The sequence below is a fragment of the Burkholderia metallica genome (genome assembly GCF_001718555.1).
In the GTDB taxonomy this organism is placed as follows: domain Bacteria; phylum Pseudomonadota; class Gammaproteobacteria; order Burkholderiales; family Burkholderiaceae; genus Burkholderia; species Burkholderia metallica.
In genome coordinates this window covers 2,571,091-2,586,833 of record NZ_CP013403.1, presented here as the reverse complement: position 1 = coordinate 2,586,833, position 15,743 = coordinate 2,571,091, and the positions used below count along the sequence as shown (strand labels likewise).

Sequence of the window (15,743 nt, the reverse complement as noted above, 5' to 3'; positions counted from 1 at the left end):
GGGGCGGTGCGGTACGCCGCCGGACCATTCAACGAAAACGGGCAGGCGAATCGCCTGCCCGTCGCGGGAACTTACACGGCGCGTACGCCGCGCGGCAGCGGTTCGTTCACGTTGCCCGGCGCACCGGCATCGTCGATGCCGACGCGGCGCGCAATCAGCCACACGCACAGCGACGACAGGAGCGCGGCGCTCGTGTACTGGATCGCGAGCGGCCACCATTGCGGCGCGGTGTTCTGCGCGATGACGGTCGCGACGAGCGGCGTGAGGCCGCCGGCGAGCGCGCCGCACACCTGGTACGCGATCGAGATCGCCGTGTAGCGGATCCGCGCAACGAAAATGCCACTGACGAAGCCGGCGACCACCGAGTAGTAGCCGGATTCCGCGAGCGTCGCGAGGCCGACGCCGACGGTGATCGACACCGGCGTGCCCATGTGCACGAGCGGCAGCATCGCGAACGGGACGATCGCGGCCCACGCGCCGGTGATCAGCAGCACGCGCGTGGTGCCGAAGCGCTGCGCGAGGAACGCGGCCGCGAGCTGCACGACGAACTGCAGCACGGCGACGATCGTCATGCAATGCAGCACCATCGACCGGTCGAGCGACAGGAACTGCGTCGCGTAGCTGATCATGAAGATGTTGCTGAAATACACGCCGGCGATGCCGTACACGTTCGCGCCGATCGCGAGCAGCAGCAGCGGCCAATATTTGAGCGCTTCGCGCAGCGGTTTTTGCGCGATGTTGCCGCTCTTCCTGACTTCCTCGAACTCGGGCGACTCCGACACGCTCGCGCGGATCACGAAGCCGACGATCAGTAGCACGGAGCTTGCGAGGAACGGCACGCGCCAGCCCCAGCTCATCATGTCTTCCTTCGACAGCGTGCTGATCGCGCCGAACGCGAGCATCGACAGGATCAGGCCGCTCGCGCTGCCGAGTTGCGCGAACGAGGCGAAGAACGTGCGCTTGCCTTCGGGCGCATGTTCACCGGCGAGCAGCACCGCGCCGCCCCATTCGCCGCCCACGGCGATGCCTTGCAGCACGCGCATCAGCACGAGCAGGACCGGCGCGATCACGCCGGCCTGCGCATGCGTCGGCAGCAGGCCGATCGCGACCGTCGACACCGCCATCAGCATCAGCGTCGCGAGCAGCGAGCGCTTGCGGCCGAAACGGTCGCCGAGATAGCCGAACATCACGCCGCCGAGCGGCCGCGCGAAGAAGCCGACCGCGAACGAACCGAACGACGCGAGCAGGCTGATGAAGCGGTTTTCGCCGGGAAAGAACAGCGGCCCGAACACGATGGCGGCGGCAGTCGCGTAGCTATAGAAGTCGTACCACTCGATCGTGGTGCCGACGAACGATGCAAGCGCCGCCCGCTTGGGTTGCTTGACGGAAGTCCCCATTTTTATGTGTGCTCCTCTGTAATCTTCTGATTTGGAATAGGTGACGGCGCGGGGATCAGTCGCGGTATGCGACGCCCGGGAGCACGCACAGCAGCTCGTACGCGAGGTTCGCACCGAGCAGCGCCGTGGTGCCGAACGGGTCGTACGGCGGCGCGACTTCGACGAGGTCGCAGCCGACGATGTTCAGCCCCTTCGCGCCGCGGATGATCTCGAGCGCCTGCGGCACCGTGAGGCCCGCGATTTCGGGCGTGCCGGTGCCAGGCGCGTAGGCCGGATCGATGCCGTCGATGTCGAAGCTGATGTAGACGGGCGTGTCGCCGACGCGCGCGCGCACTTCTTCCATCAGCGGCGCGAGCGACTTGTTCCAGCATTCCTCGGCCTGGACGACGCGGAAGCCCTGCTCGCGGCACCAGTCGAAATCCTCGGCCGCGTAGCCGGTGCCGCGCAGGCCGATCTGCGTGACCTTGTCGCCGTGCAGCAGGCCTTCCTCGACCGCGCGACGGAACGGCGTGCCGTGCGCGATCTTTTCGCCCATCATCGTATCGTTCACGTCGGCGTGTGCATCGACGTGGATCAATGCAACCTTGCCGTGCTTGCGGTGGATCGCGCGCAGGATCGGCAGCGCGATCGTATGGTCGCCGCCGAGCGTGATCGGCTTGCAGTCGTGTTCGAGAATCGCGTCGTACGCGGCTTCGATGCGCGCGATGGAATCGTGCAGGTTGTACGGATTGATCGCGACGTCGCCGATGTCGGCGATCTGCAGCGAATCGAACGGCGCGGCGCGCGTCGCCATGTTGTACGGGCGCAGCAGCACGGATTCGGTGCGGATCTGGCGCGGGCCGAAGCGCGCGCCGGTGCGGTTGGAGGTGCCGAGGTCGAACGGCACGCCGACGAAGCACGCGTCGAGCCCTTCGGCGCTGGCCACGTGCGGCAGGCGCATCATCGTCGCGATGCCGCCGCAGCGCGGCATTTCATTGCCGCCGAGCGGCTGGAAATGGGTGTGGTCGTTCATGGGCTGTCTCTTCCGATGTGGGGTTGCCGTATCATGCGACGCGGCCTGGCGCACAGTTTTACGCGCTCCGCCGGGAAAGAAGAATGCGAAGATATCGACGTAAACATCGATTTTCATCGATGTATGGAAGGGGATGAGCGTGCTGGGGAATCTGTCAACCCTCGATCTGCGGTTGATCCGCGTATTTCTCGCGGTCACGGACGCAGGCGGCGTATCGGCCGCGCAGGCCGTGCTGAACGTCGGGCAGTCGACGATCAGCGCGCAGCTGTCGTCGCTCGAGACGCGGCTCGGCTACCGGCTCTGCGAGCGCGGCCGCAGCGGCTTCCGGCTCACGCCGAAGGGCGAGCGGTTCCACGCGATGAGCCGCAAGCTGCTCGCGGCGCTCGACGAATTCGGGATGGCCGCGCGGCACATGGACCGTCAGCTCGTCGGTACGCTGAACATCGGCCTGATCGGCCATACGCCGATTAGCCAGAACGCGCGGATCGCCGAGGCGATCGCCGCGTTCCGCACCCGCGACGAGGCCGTGCGTTTCTCGATCTCCGTGCGCGCGCCGGGCGATCTAGAGGAAAAGCTATTGAGCGACGAGATCCAGATCGCGGTCGGCTACTTCTGGCACCGCGTGCCGTCGCTGCACTACACGCCGCTGTTCGTCGAGCGCCAGGTGGCGTACTGCGGGCGCGGCCATCCGCTGTTCGACGGCGCGGGTGCGCTGACGCCCGCCGACGTCGCGGGCTTCGAATGGGCGTGGCGCTCGTATCCGCTGCCCGAAGCGCAGATGTCGACGACGCCCGACCGCGTGACCGCGACCGCCGACAACATGGAGGCCGTCGCGCTGCTGATCCTGTCCGGCCACCACCTCGGCTATCTGCCGCAGCATTTCGCGGCGCCGTACGTCGCGCAGGGGCTGCTCGCGCCGCTCAATCCGGAGCAGCTGCGCTACGACGTGACGTTCCACATGGTCGTCGCGCGCAACGGGCGCGGGAATCCGCTCGTCGAAGCCTTTCTCGAGGATCTCGAGCGCGCGCACCAGCCGCCCGACGTCGCGTAGGCGATCCGCATCGCCACGGTGAACGAGCGCGACGACGGCGCGGCCGGAGGCGGGCTGACGCGGCCCACATCGATCGGCGCCGAAGTAACGAACCGGGCACCGGGTTCGGCGGGCATCACGGCACCGGCAACCCCGCGTCGTGCTTGACCTCGCGCAGCGACAGCGCCGATTCGATCGACGTCACGCCCGGCAGCATGCGCAGCGATTCGCGCAGGAACGTGCCGTAGTCGTCGAGGTCGCGCGCCACCACCTGCAGCAGATAGTCGGCGGTGCCCGCGACGTTGTGGCACGCGAGAATCCGCTCGATGCCGAGCACTTCCCGTTCGAACCGGTCGGCGGTCTTGCGGTCGTGCGTCGCGAACCGCACGAGCACGAACGCCACGACGCCGAAGCCGAGCGCCTGGCGCGACAGCTGCGCGCGATAGCGCTCGATGTAGCCGTCGTTTTCGAGGCGCTTCAGGCGGCGCGCGCAAGGGGTCTCCGACAAGCCCACGGTGTCGGCGAGGCGGGCGATCGGCAGGCGGCCGTCGCGCTGCACCGCGGCGAGGATGGCGCGGTCGGTTTTGTCGAGGTCGGTCATGTTGGCGGATTCCTGATGCGGATGGGTAGATTGTGGCGGATTCCCCTACGGATCGCCAATCCCGAGCCAAAGATGGCCAATAATCCCTCGCTCTCCGGCGGCAACATATCGCCGTAAGAGGACAGGGGCAGACCATGATTTCCACGCATTTGCTGTTGATTTATCTCGCCGCGCTGGCGGCCATTTATGCGGTGCCGGGGCCGGACATGGCGCTCGTGCTGCAGACCAGCATCGGCCGCGGCGTGCGGCCCGGGATCGCGGCGGCGGCCGGCCTGTCGCTCGCCCGCACCGCGCACGTGACGTTGTCCGCGTGCGGCGTCGCGGCGCTGATCCGCAGCGCGCCGTGGCTGTACGAAGTGATCCGCTATGGCGGCGCGCTCTATCTCGCGTACGTCGCGATCCAGGTGTTCCGTTCGCCGGTGTTCGCGCTCGGCGACGGCGACGCGGCCGCCGCCGCGGGCGAGCTGCGCCAGTCGTTCGTGAAGGGCCTGCTCACCAACCTGCTGAACCCGAAGGCGCTGCTGTTCTGCTCGGTGCTGCTGCCGCAGTTCGTGCGCCCCGAGGCCGGGCCGGTCGTGCTGCAGATGTTCGAGCTGGGCGCGCTGCTGGTGGCGGCCGGCGTATGCTTCGACCTCGCGTGCGTGTTCGGCGCGTCGCGGATCGCCGCGTGGATGCGCGCGCATCCGCTCGCGCAGACGGTGCAGCGCTGGACGTTTTCCGCGGCGCTGATCGGTTTCGCGCTGCGCTTGTCGATGGACTGAGCGACGCCGCGCGGCAGCCATCCCATGGAGCGGGGCGACCGCGCGCGATGCCGGTCGCCCGCGCGCACGCGTTGCGGCAGAAGGGCGTGCGCGCAAATCATCTGACTGTTCTACACTTCCTCTAACGTCGCGCAGCGGCGAACCGACTGACCGAACGGAACCGTCTTCCACCGGCCCTGTCCGATTTCCTGGCTGTTCCGTGCAACGCGGTACCAAGGAGGGTCTGAACATGGCAAGGCATCTTCAAGCCGACCGTGAGCCCCGGATCGTCGCCGAATCGAAGTGTCTCGGCCAGTGCGATCCGGCAGAACGTATCCACGTCACGATCATGTTGCGGCGGCAGGAAGAAGGGCAACTCGACGCATTGGTCCACCAGCTCGCCACCGGCGACGCTCACGCAAAACCGCTGTCGCGCGACGCGTTCGCGCAGCGTTTCTCCGCCAACCCCGACGACATCCGCAAGACCGAGGCCTTCGCGAAGCGTCATCAGCTGACGGTCGATCGCGTCGATCCGGTCGAAAGCGTCGTCGTGCTGTCCGGCACGATCCAGCAGTTCGAAGCGGCGTTCAGCGTGAAGCTCGAGCGCTTCGAGCATCGTTCGATCGGCCAGTATCGCGGCCGCTCGGGCCCGATCGCGCTGCCCGACGAGCTGGGCGACGCCGTCACCGCGGTGCTCGGCCTCGACAGCCGCCCGCAGGCGCGGCCGCACTTCCGGCTGCGGCCGCCGTTCCGGCCCGCGCGCGGCGCCGCGGCCGTCACGTTCACGCCGATCCAGCTCGCGTCGCTGTACAACTTTCCGGCCGGCGACGGCGCCGGGCAGTGCATCGCGATCATCGAGCTCGGCGGCGGCTATCGCGCGGCAGACATCCAGCAATACTTCCGCGGGCTCGGGATCAAGACGCCGCCGACGCTCGTCGACGTGAACGTCGGCACCGGCCGCAACGCGCCGACCGGCGACGCGAACGGCCCGGACGGCGAAGTCGCGCTCGACATCGAGATCGCCGGCGCGATCGCGCCGGCCGCGAAGATCGCGGTCTACTTCGCGCCGAACAGCGACGCGGGCTTCATCCAGGCGGTCAACGCGGCCGTTACCGACAAGACCAACAAGCCTTCCGTGATCTCGATCAGCTGGGGCGGCCCGGAAGCGATCTGGCAGGCGCAGTCGGCGCAGGCGTTCAACCGCGTGCTGCAGGCGGCGGCCGCGCAGGGCATCACCGTGTGCGCGGCGTCGGGCGACAGCGGGTCGGGCGACGGGCTGCAGGACGGCACCGATCACGTCGATTTCCCCGCATCGAGCCCGTACGTGCTCGGCTGCGGCGGCACGCAGCTCGACGCGCTGCCGGGCCAGGGCATCCGCAGCGAGGTCGCGTGGAACGACGAAGCCGCGGGCGGCGGCGCGGGCGGGGGCGGCGTCAGCACGATGTTCGACCTGCCGGTGTGGCAGCAGGGGCTGAGCGTCGCGCGCACCGACGGCGGCAGCACGCCGCTCGCGAAGCGCGGCGTGCCGGACGTTGCCGGCGATGCGTCGCCGCAGACGGGTTACGAAGTGTCGGTGGCCGGCACGCCCACGGTGATGGGCGGCACGAGCGCGGTCGCACCGCTGTGGGCCGCGCTGATCGCGCGGGTCAATGCGGCGGCCGGCGCGCCCGCCGGCTGGATCAATCCGGTGCTGTACAAGCACCCGGGCGCGCTGCGCGACATCACGAAAGGGTCGAACGGCACCTATGCGGCCGCGTCGGGCTGGGACGCGTGCACGGGCCTCGGCAGCCCGAACGGCGCGCAACTCGCCGCGATCCTCGCGCGCAAGCCGTCGAGCTGACGCGCGGGAACACAGCTTTGCGTTCGACGCGGGTGTCCTGCCCGCGTCTTTTTTCACCTCCAGGAGCAGCACGATGGGCATCGATTCCGCATCTTCCGGCGGCGTGTATCCGCTGCATCACGGCGACCACAATTCGCATGGCGTGCCGCCGACCGTCAATCCGGTCGCGCTCAGCCACGGCCGCGACCAGCCTTTCTTCGATCCAGTCGCGTACGGCAACGGCCCCGACGACTCGGTGACCGACACGACCGAGGCGGCCGCGATCACGCATCACACGATCCTGATCGACGGAAAGCGCATCGCGTACACGGCGACGGCGGGCCATCTCGTGACGGTCGACCCGAGCAGTTCGCAGCCGGCCGCGAAGCTCTTCTACGTCGCGTTCACGGCCGACGGCGCGAAGGAAGAAACGCGGCCCGTCACGTTCTTCTACAACGGCGGGCCGGGCTCGTCGTCGGTGTTCGTGCTGCTGGGCTCGTTCGCGCCGAAGCGCATCAAGACGTCGATGCCGGGCTTCACGCCGCCCGCGCCGTACCAGATCGAAGACAACCCGGACAGCATGATCGACCACAGCGACCTGGTGTTCATCAACCCGGTCGGCACCGGCTATTCGGCGGCCGTCGCGCCGAACAAGAACCGCAACTTCTGGGGCGTCGACCAGGATGCGGATTCGCTGAAGCAGTTCATCAAGCGCTACCTGACGAAGAACAACCGGTGGAACTCGCCGAAGTACCTGTTCGGCGAATCGTACGGCACCGCGCGCAGTTGCGTGCTCGCGTACAAGCTGCACGAGGACGGCGTCGACCTGAACGGCGTCACGCTGCAATCGTCGATCCTCGACTACCGGCAGGCCGGCAACCCGGTCGGCGCGCTGCCGACCGCCGCGGCCGATGCGTGGTATCACAAGAAGCTCGGCATCACGCCGGCGCCGACCGATCTCGGCGCATTCGTCGAGGAGGTCGCGCAGTTCTCGCGCACCGACTACCTGAACGCGCTGCGCACGGTCCCGCATGCGGACCCGGCCGTCGTGAAGAAGCTGTCGCAGTACACGGGCATCGATACGGCGACGCTGCAATCGTGGAGTCTCGACATCGCCGGCTACGACACGCGCGGCAATTCGCTGTTCCTGACGACGCTGCTGCATGCGCAGGGGCTCGCGCTCGGCTCGTACGACGGCCGCGTGACCGGAGTCTCGTCGGGCATCGCCGGCAAGATCGACCCGAACTCGGGCGGCAACGATCCGACGATGACGGCCGTGACGGGTGTCTATACGGCGATGTGGAACAGCTACCTGAACGAGCAGCTGAAGTTCACGTCGAATTCCGCGTTCACCGACCTGAACGACCAGGCGTTCCAGAACTGGGATTTCAGTCACATCGACCCGACCGGCGCGCAGCAGGGCATCGATGCGCAGGGGAACGTGATCCTTTATACGGCAGGCGATCTCGCCGCGGTGATGGCGCTGAACGTCGACCTGAAGGTGCTGTCGGCGAACGGTCTCTACGATTTCGTCACGCCGTTCTACCAGACCGTGATCGACCTGCAGCAGATGCCGCTCGAGGATCAGAAGGTGCGGCAGAACCTGTCCGCGCGTTTCTATCCGTCGGGGCACATGGTGTATCTCGACGGCGGCTCGCGTACCGCGCTCAAACGCGATCTCGCGGCGATGTACGACACGACGGTCAGCGACACCGGGGCGCGGCTGCGGATTCGCGCGCTGCAGGCGAAGAAGACGGGCGGGCACGCATAACGGTGCCCGTCGGGTGTCCGCCGCGCGCAGCCGTGACGGTGCGCGCGGCGTTTTTTTGACGCGCGGGCGGCCGGCTTACGCGGCCGGCCAGTCGAACGGCGTGTACGGCAGCGCGCGCTTGTGGCGCGAAGCGTCGTAGAAGCGCAGCACCGTTTCGTACACGTGGTCGCTGACCGGCTTGCCTTCGAGGAAATCGTCGATCTCGTCGTAGCTCACGCCGTACGCGTGTTCGTCGGGGCGCAGCGGGCGCAGTTCCTCGAGGTCGGCCGTCGGCACCTTCATCACGATCAGTTCCTCGCCGCCGAGCGCGCGGGCCACCGCGCGCACGCGACGCTTGTTCAGCCCCGCGAGCGGCAGGATGTCCGCGCCACCGTCACCGAACTTCGTGAAGAAACCCATCAGCGACTCGGCCGCGTGATCGGTGCCGATCACGATGCCGCGCCGCGCGCCGGCTACCGCGTACTGCGCGATCATGCGTTCGCGCGCCTTGATGTTGCCGTGCACGAAGTCCTGCTGGGCCGGCGTCTCGAACGCATGGCCGGACGCGGCGAGCGCGCCGAGCATCGCGTCGGCGGCCGGTTTCACGTTGACGGTCAGTTCCTCGTCCGCGCGGACGAACGCGAGCGCGCGTTGGGCGTCGGCTTCGTCGTTCTGCACGCCGTTCGGCAGGCGCATCGCGATGAAGCGCGCATCGTAGCCGCCGGCGCGCAGGCGCTCGACCGACAATTGGGCGAGCCGGCCGGCCGTCGACGAATCGACGCCGCCGCTGATGCCGAGCACGTAGCTCCGCAGGCCGGTCGAACGAAGGTATTGCGCGAGGAACTCGACGCGGCGGGCGATTTCGGCCTCGGCGTCGAAGTGCGGGGCGACGTTCAGTTCGGCAATGATCGCGCGTTGGCGGCTGGCGTAATCGGCGGATGTCATGAAGGAGGTTCCGGAACGAAATGCAAGGCGCCCATCATAAGCGCAATCGCCGCGCGGCGCCGCGCCGGGCGTGCGATCCGGCGGTTTCGCGTTGCTTCGGCGAGACGCGCTGCCTCGCGTTGGTGCACGGTGCGCCGGGCGGATGCGGGAGGCCGCGCGCAGTGCGGTTGCGCACGGTTGCGACGCGGATGCGGGCTCGCCGGCCGACGTCAGCGCCGCGCGAGCACGACGCCCACCAGCGCGAGCGCGAAGCCGGCGAGCTGGATCGCCGCAAGCGTTTCGCCGAACAGCCAGTAGCCCTGCAGCGCGGCCAGCGGCGGCGCGAGGAACAGCAGCGACGTCGCGCGCGCGGCGTTGCCGCGCCGCAGCATCCACATCAGCATCGTGACCGCGCCGCCTGACAGGAACACGACACCCCACACGAGCGACACCCACAGCGCCGGCGCGCCGATCCAGCGCGTCTCGTGCAGCAGCACGACGAAGAGGGCCGCGACGATCGCCGCACCGAAGTTCTGGACCGCGACCGCCGTGCGCAGGTCGCTCTGCGCGAGCTTGCCTTTCTGGTACAGCGAGCCGGCGGTGATCGACCCGACCGCGAGCACCGAGACGGCGACGACGAGCCACGCGGGCGCCGCGCCCGGCGGCGGCGCTCCGCCGCCCGTGACCTTCGGCGCCAGCACGAGCGCGACGCCGGCGAGCCCGAGCGCCATCCCGAGCCAGCCGCGCGCGGGCAGTCGCTCGTTGAACAGCGGGACGGCGAGCACGGCGGTGGCGAGCGGCTGCAGCGCGCCGAGCAGCGCCATGACGCCCGCGTTCAGCCCTTGTGCGACGGCCCAGTAGCTTGCGCCGAGATAGACGCCCTGCAGTAGCGCGCCCGCGATCAGGTGGCGCGGCCATTCGCGCCGGGCCGGCCACGGCGCGCGCGTGACGAGCGCCACCGCGCCGAACAGCGCGGCCGTGCCCGCGAAACGCGCGAGCAGGAACAGGTTGGGATCGGCGTAGGGCTTGATGGCCCGCGCGACGATGAAGCCGGTGGACCAGAGTGCGACGAAAGCGGCGGCGACGATCGAGGTCAGCATGCGTGGCGGGCCGCGACGCGGCCGGACAGAATCGTGAAGTCGGCCAGTATCGGCGCAAGCGCTGCCGGCGTCTTGTCGAATCCTGCACTCGTGCCGCGTGCCGCGCATGCGGCCGTCGGTGCGGGCGACGCGAGCGCCGCCGCGCATGGGCGGCCGGCGGGCGTGACGCCGCGACGATCAGTCGATCGAGAACGTGTCGAGCGGCTGGTTCGCGCGCGCGTCGGTCGCAAAGCGCGCGGCGAGCTGTTCGTAGAGCCGGCGCGCTTCGTCGAGCGTCAGGTCGATCCAGTACGGATCGCCGGCCGCGTCGTTGAGGCGTTCGGGCGGAAACTGGATTTCGATCACACTGCCTTTGCGATACATGGCGCGAGCCCCTTTGCTTGGTCGTCGTTCGGCGAAGCGCAAAGTGTAGCAACCGGCGCCGTGCCGATTCGCGCGCGTCGGGCAATTCAGAATTTCGCTTTCGGGAAACGCGACCGGCCCCGGTTCCCGCCGCGGTCAAATGCCGGTCAAACGGCCGTAATACAATGGCCGGCTTACCCATTACCAGTCGCCTCGGGCGCACACGCGATGCTGGCGGAACAACGTCATCAATACATCCTGTCGGAGCTCGGACGGTCGGGCGCATTGTCGGTCGCGGAACTCGTGCGCTCGCTCGACGTGTCGCGCGAGACCGTGCGGCGCGACCTGAACGCACTGGCCGCGCGCGGCCTGCTCGTGATGACGCACGGCGGCGCGCTGGCGGCCGACCGCCGCGAGCCGAGCCTGTCCGAACGCGAAGCCGCGAACGCCGACGCGAAGCGCACGATCGGGCGGCGCGCGGCCGAATTCGTGCCCGACGATGCGTCGGTGCTGATCGATTCGGGCAGCACGCCGCATGCGGTCGCGCTCGCGCTCGCCGACCGGCACCGCCTATCGATCTACACGAACGACTGGCGCACCGCGTTCGTGCTCGCCCGGCGCAACGGCAACCGCGTGACGCTGCTCGGCGGCGAGCTGTCCGACGACGAGGACGCCACCTTCGGGCTCGACACGATCCAGCAGCTCGCGCAGTACCACGTCGATTTCGCGTTCATCGGCGCCGGCGGCATCACGCCCGACGGCGAATGCACCGACTACTCGCGGCTCGCGGCCGAGGTGCGCAGCCGGATGATCGCGGCGGCCGGCACGGCGATCATCGTCGCCGATCATTCGAAATTCGGCCGCGTGACGCCGGTGCGGATCAACGGCGCGGCCGCCGCCCGCTATCTCGTGACCGAGCGCGCGCCCGACAAGGCCGTGCGCCGCGCACTCACCGCGCGCGGGATCGAGCTGCTCGTGTGCGACTGACGCGCGTCCGACATACAAGGTTCATCGAACCGTCATTCCGCGGGAAGAACCTCTGCCGACACTGACCCATTCATTTCGACCGGCCTCGCGGCCAGGGAGCAACGAATGTCCGTCAGCGTGCGCAGCTATCTTTCCCCCACTCTCGTCCTGCTGGCTTTCGACTGGGCCGATGCGCAGTCGCGCGACGATTTCCTCGGCTTCGCGATCCGGCGCACGCCGGGATTCTGGTCGGCCGACGGCAGGACGCGCGCACCGAACAGCTGGCTGCCGAACCGCCTGACGTTCGACGGCCCGGCTGCCGACACGCAGGGCGACGCACCGACCGACCAGGCGCCGATCCAGAAATTCATGTGGTGGGATGCGCGCATCGATCCGCAGGACCGCGGTGCGTCGTTCCGCTACGACGTCTATCCGGTCGTCGGCACGCCGGCGAACCTGAACGTGCTCGACGCGCAAGCCGGCGTGTGCGACGTCGTGCTGCCCGCGCACGTCGAGGACGGCATCGGCACGTGGTTCAACCGCGCTGTGGTGAGCTCGCAGGCGTTCGCGAAGCAGGTCGCGGCGCTGGGCCTCGCGCCGAATGCGGCGCCGAGCGACGCGCAGGCGCTGAAGCTGCGCACGTGGCTCGCGAACGACATGGAGCAGGTGTTCGCGCAGATGCTCGACCCCGCGTCGCGCGCGGTGTCGGCCGTCTATCATCTGACCGACACGCTGTGGGCGCTGCCCGCGTTCGAGGCGTTCGGGCGCACGCACGGCGAAGCGTCGCTCGCGATCGTCTACGACGCACACACGACGGCGCGCAAGGGCAAGCCGCCGCTGCCGTCGCCGAACCAGCCGGCCGTCGATGCGTTGCAGGGTCTCGCGACGCTCGCGCCGCGCGACAGGACGCACATCATGCACGACAAGTTCATCGTGACCGATGCGCCGTCCAACCCGGCACCCGCGCGCGTGCTGACCGGCTCGGCGAACTTCACGACCGAGGGGCTCACGGAGCAGGCGAACGTGCTGCACGCGTTCGACTCGCCCGCGCTCGCCGCGCTGTACGACGCGCGCGCGCATGCGCTGGCCGGGAATCCGTCGATCGCGGAGACGGCGCGCCTGTCGCCGGGCTGGTCGGAACCGGTGACGATCGGCAGCGCACGGGTGCGGCTCGCGTTTTCGCCGGAGCCGGCGGGGCAGCGCACCGAGATCGACACGATCGTCGCCGCGATCGCGGCCGCGAAGCATTCGGTGTCGTTCTGCCTGTTCATGCCGACCGACGCGGCACTGCGCGATGCGTGCTTCGCGGCCGGCGACCGCGGGCTGATGATGTTCGGGCTGGTGAACAGGATCAACGTCGGCAGCGCGACGAAGGCCGATGCCGCGCGGCAGGCCGGCGAGGCGCTCGATGCGGCCACGCTCGCGAACCTCGAGCTGTACCACCGCAGCCGCGACAACCGCGACGTGATCGATGCCGCGTATTTCTCGCCGGCCACCGTGCCGCAGGGTTTCGAGCCCGAGCTGCGGCTCTTTCCGGGCGAACCGGCGCCGGCCTTTCCGCCCGTCGTGATCCATCACAAGTTCATCGTGATCGATGCGGAAGGCGCGAATCCGGTCGTCTATACGGGCTCGGCGAACATGAGCCGCAATTCCGAGCAGTACAACGACGAGAACCTGCTCGAGATCCGCGACCGGCGGATCGCGGCGATCTATCTCGCGGAATTCCTGCGGCTTTACGAGCACTATCGCGCGCGGGCGCTGTCGATCGATGCGAAACGGCGCGGCGCCGATGCGGGTACGGGCGCGCATGCACGGCTCGCGCTGGCGCCCGATTCGAGCTGGGCCAGGAAGTATTACGTGGCGGGAAGCCCGGAAGAGAAGGCGCGGATCGCGCTGGCGTCGAGCGCGCCGACGGACTGACGCACGGGCGGGGACGGGCGCGGCAGACGCGCGCCCGGTGCGCGCTAGTGCGCGCTAGTGCGCGGCCGGCCGGTGCCGCTTACGCGGCGACGTAGCGCAGCACGGCGTCGGCGATCGTGTCGCGATGCCGTGCGCGCAGGCGCGGCGCCGACGGATCGCGGCCGAACGCGGCGCCGAACGTGTAGCGGTTCGACACGCGGTGGAAGCAGAAGGAGCTGATCAGCAGGTGCAGGTCGAATGCGTCGATGTCCTTGCGGAACGCGCCGCTCGCCGCGCCGCGCTCGACCAGTTCCTCGAGCGTCTTGATGATGCTGACGTTGCGGTTCTTGAACGACTTGAGCTGTTCGAGATACTTCGCGCCGTGGATGTTCTCGATCGACACGAGACGCACGAAGTCGCGATGCTTGTCGTGATAGTCGAACGTGAATTCGACGAGGCGGCGCATGCCTTCGCGCGGCTCCATGTCGCCGACGTGCAGTTCCTGCTCGAGCGCGCGGATGTCGCCGTACACCTTCTCGAGCACGGCCTCGTACAGCCCTTCCTTGCTTTCGAAGTAGTAGTAGAGCATCCGCTTCGTCGTGTTGGTGCGCTCGGCGATCGCGTCGACGCGCGCGCCGGCGAGCCCCATCGCGGAAAATTCCTGCGTGGCGACATCGAGGATGTTGCGCTTGGTTTGCTCGGGATCGTATTTGCGCCGCGCATCGGACGCAAGCGCGCGGATGTCGGACGTGGCGGCCTTGCTTCCTGCTTTCATGTGACTTTATTGTGGCTTCGGCGGCGTGGAAAAGGCATTCTAGCATGTGGGAAATCCCCGCCCGGCCGACCTCGCGCTCTAATCGTCGGGGCCGTTTCGGCCGCCGTGGCCGCCGCTCAGCGGCGGCAGGACGCGAGCGCGTCGCGGGCCTGGTATGCCGTGTACGTGAGCTGCGCGGCGGCGAGGCCCGCCAGCCCGAACGTGCGCGTGAGCCCGAACGCGTTGAAGCCTTCCGGCACCGGCCGGCCTTCGGCCAGCGCGGCCGCGAGCGCTTCGCCGGCCACCGTGGTCGGCGCCATGCCGTGGCCGCCGAACGCGATCGCGTGCCACACGCCGTCCGCGTCGCGGCCGATCTGCGGCATCTTGTGCCGCGCGTAGCTCATCAGCCCGCCCCACGCGTAGTCGACCTTTACGTCGTCGAGTTGCGGATACACGCGCAGCAGGTCGCGGCGCAGCAGCCGGGCGATCGCGTCGGGGCCGCGGTCGAGCACCGAGATCCGGCCGCCCCACAGGATCCGCGTGTCCTTCAGCGGGCGGTAATAGTCGAACGCGAAACGCGTGTCGTAGATCGCGTACGGCGCGTCGATCGCGTCGGGCAGGCGCGCGCCGAGCGGCTCGGTCGCGATCACGTAGGTCGCGATCGGCAGCACCGCGCGCTCGATGCGCGGCGACACGCCGCGTGCATAGCCGCCGCCGGCGAACACGACGTCCTTCGCGCGGACCGTGCCCTGCGCGGTGCGCACGACGTACCCGGTGCCTTCGCGCGCGATGCCGAGCGCGGCCGAGCGTTCGTACACGCGCGCACCGCCGCGCGACGCGGCCGCCGCGACGCCGAGCACGTACTTGAGCGGATGGAAGTGGAACGCGTTCGGCTCGAACAGGCCGCCGTAATAGCGCTGCGTCTTCAGCCGCTGGCGCAGCGCGTCCGTCGAAACGGGTTCCCAGTCGACGCCGAGTTCGTCCTTCATCAGCGTGCGCACGCCGTCGAGCCGGGAAGGATCGTCGAACCAGTTCGCGAGCATCACGCCCTGGTCGACGATGTCGCAGTCGATGCCGTAGCGCGCGATCCGCGTGCGGATCAGGTCGACCGCATCGACGGTGAGCCGGTACAGCCGGCGCCCTTCGTCGCGGCCGAGCGTGCGCAGCAGGTCGGCATTGTCGAGGCTGTAGCCGCCGAACACGAAGCCGCCGTTGCGGCCCGATGCGCCGAAGCCGACCCGTTCGCCGTCGAGCACGACGACGTCCTGCACGCCGCGCTCGACGAGGCCGAGCGCCGTGCACAGGCCGGCGAGGCCGCCGCCGACGATGCAGACCTGCGTGTCGATCGTGCCGGTCAGTTGCGGGTAGGGCTGGCGGGTAACGGTGGCTTCGTAGAAGTTCTGCATGCG

At 68.9% G+C, this 15,743-nt stretch carries 14 protein-coding genes; 6 read left to right on the top strand and 8 right to left on the bottom strand.

Going from position 1 to position 15,743, the window contains the following annotated elements:
• Positions 1-71: 71 nt before the first annotated feature.
• Both WJ16_RS30950 and speB read right to left on the bottom strand, forming a co-directional pair.
• Positions 72-1,397: an MFS transporter gene (locus tag WJ16_RS30950; RefSeq protein ID WP_069260762.1), complete on the bottom strand. Its 1,326-nt coding sequence runs from the start codon at positions 1,395-1,397 to the stop codon at positions 72-74.
• Positions 1,398-1,452: 55 nt separating this feature from the next.
• Positions 1,453-2,409: an agmatinase gene (speB, locus tag WJ16_RS30945; protein ID WP_011353980.1), complete on the bottom strand. Its 957-nt coding sequence runs from the start codon at positions 2,407-2,409 to the stop codon at positions 1,453-1,455.
• Positions 2,410-2,548: 139 nt separating this feature from the next.
• Here speB and WJ16_RS30940 point away from each other — a divergent pair, with 139 nt between their 5' ends.
• The gene (locus WJ16_RS30940; RefSeq protein ID WP_069261241.1) at positions 2,549-3,460 is read left to right on the top strand and encodes a LysR family transcriptional regulator; all 912 of its coding nucleotides are present in this window, start codon (positions 2,549-2,551) and stop codon (positions 3,458-3,460) included.
• Between the two features lie 115 nt (positions 3,461-3,575).
• Here the strand turns inward: WJ16_RS30940 and WJ16_RS30935 are convergent, their stop codons facing one another.
• A complete protein-coding gene (locus tag WJ16_RS30935; RefSeq protein ID WP_069260761.1) occupies positions 3,576-4,040 on the bottom strand; it encodes an Lrp/AsnC family transcriptional regulator in 465 nt (154 codons plus the stop codon).
• 134 nt (positions 4,041-4,174) lie between these two features.
• Here WJ16_RS30935 and WJ16_RS30930 point away from each other — a divergent pair, with 134 nt between their 5' ends.
• The 3 genes from WJ16_RS30930 to WJ16_RS30920 all read left to right on the top strand — a co-directional run bounded on the left by WJ16_RS30930 (position 4,175) and on the right by WJ16_RS30920 (position 8,370).
• The gene (locus WJ16_RS30930) at positions 4,175-4,801 is read left to right on the top strand and encodes a LysE family translocator (RefSeq protein WP_069260760.1); all 627 of its coding nucleotides are present in this window, start codon (positions 4,175-4,177) and stop codon (positions 4,799-4,801) included.
• Positions 4,802-5,030: 229 nt separating this feature from the next.
• Complete coding sequence (locus tag WJ16_RS30925) at positions 5,031-6,620, top strand: S53 family peptidase (RefSeq protein WP_069260759.1); 1,590 nt, start codon at positions 5,031-5,033, stop codon at positions 6,618-6,620.
• A gap of 73 nt (positions 6,621-6,693) precedes the next feature.
• Positions 6,694-8,370, top strand: coding sequence for a S10 family peptidase (locus WJ16_RS30920; RefSeq protein WP_069260758.1), 1,677 nt, complete (start codon positions 6,694-6,696; stop codon positions 8,368-8,370).
• 75 nt (positions 8,371-8,445) lie between these two features.
• Here WJ16_RS30920 and nadE read toward each other — a convergent pair whose 3' ends face one another.
• The 3 genes from nadE to WJ16_RS30905 all read right to left on the bottom strand — a co-directional run bounded on the left by nadE (position 8,446) and on the right by WJ16_RS30905 (position 10,736).
• Positions 8,446-9,294 carry an ammonia-dependent NAD(+) synthetase gene (nadE, locus tag WJ16_RS30915; protein ID WP_069260757.1) on the bottom strand — a complete coding sequence of 283 codons (849 nt, stop codon included), beginning with the start codon at positions 9,292-9,294 and terminating at the stop codon, positions 8,446-8,448.
• 209 nt (positions 9,295-9,503) lie between these two features.
• Positions 9,504-10,373: a DMT family transporter gene (locus WJ16_RS30910; protein WP_069260756.1), complete on the bottom strand. Its 870-nt coding sequence runs from the start codon at positions 10,371-10,373 to the stop codon at positions 9,504-9,506.
• 177 nt (positions 10,374-10,550) lie between these two features.
• The gene (locus WJ16_RS30905; protein ID WP_006480515.1) at positions 10,551-10,736 is read right to left on the bottom strand and encodes a hypothetical protein; all 186 of its coding nucleotides are present in this window, start codon (positions 10,734-10,736) and stop codon (positions 10,551-10,553) included.
• 207 nt (positions 10,737-10,943) lie between these two features.
• Here WJ16_RS30905 and WJ16_RS30900 point away from each other — a divergent pair, with 207 nt between their 5' ends.
• Both WJ16_RS30900 and WJ16_RS30895 read left to right on the top strand, forming a co-directional pair.
• Positions 10,944-11,702 (top strand): DeoR/GlpR family DNA-binding transcription regulator, encoded by a 759-nt coding sequence (locus WJ16_RS30900; protein WP_069260755.1) that lies wholly within the window; start codon positions 10,944-10,946, stop codon positions 11,700-11,702.
• Positions 11,703-11,807: 105 nt separating this feature from the next.
• Positions 11,808-13,601 carry a phospholipase D-like domain-containing protein gene (locus WJ16_RS30895; RefSeq protein WP_069260754.1) on the top strand — a complete coding sequence of 598 codons (1,794 nt, stop codon included), beginning with the start codon at positions 11,808-11,810 and terminating at the stop codon, positions 13,599-13,601.
• A 79-nt stretch (positions 13,602-13,680) separates the two neighbouring features.
• Here the strand turns inward: WJ16_RS30895 and WJ16_RS30890 are convergent, their stop codons facing one another.
• Positions 13,681-14,355, bottom strand: a complete 675-nt coding sequence (locus WJ16_RS30890) for a TetR/AcrR family transcriptional regulator (protein ID WP_069260753.1) — start codon at positions 14,353-14,355, stop codon at positions 13,681-13,683.
• A gap of 116 nt (positions 14,356-14,471) precedes the next feature.
• Positions 14,472-15,740, bottom strand: coding sequence for an NAD(P)/FAD-dependent oxidoreductase (locus tag WJ16_RS30885; protein ID WP_069260752.1), 1,269 nt, complete (start codon positions 15,738-15,740; stop codon positions 14,472-14,474).
• Between the last annotated feature and the right edge of the window lie 3 nt (positions 15,741-15,743).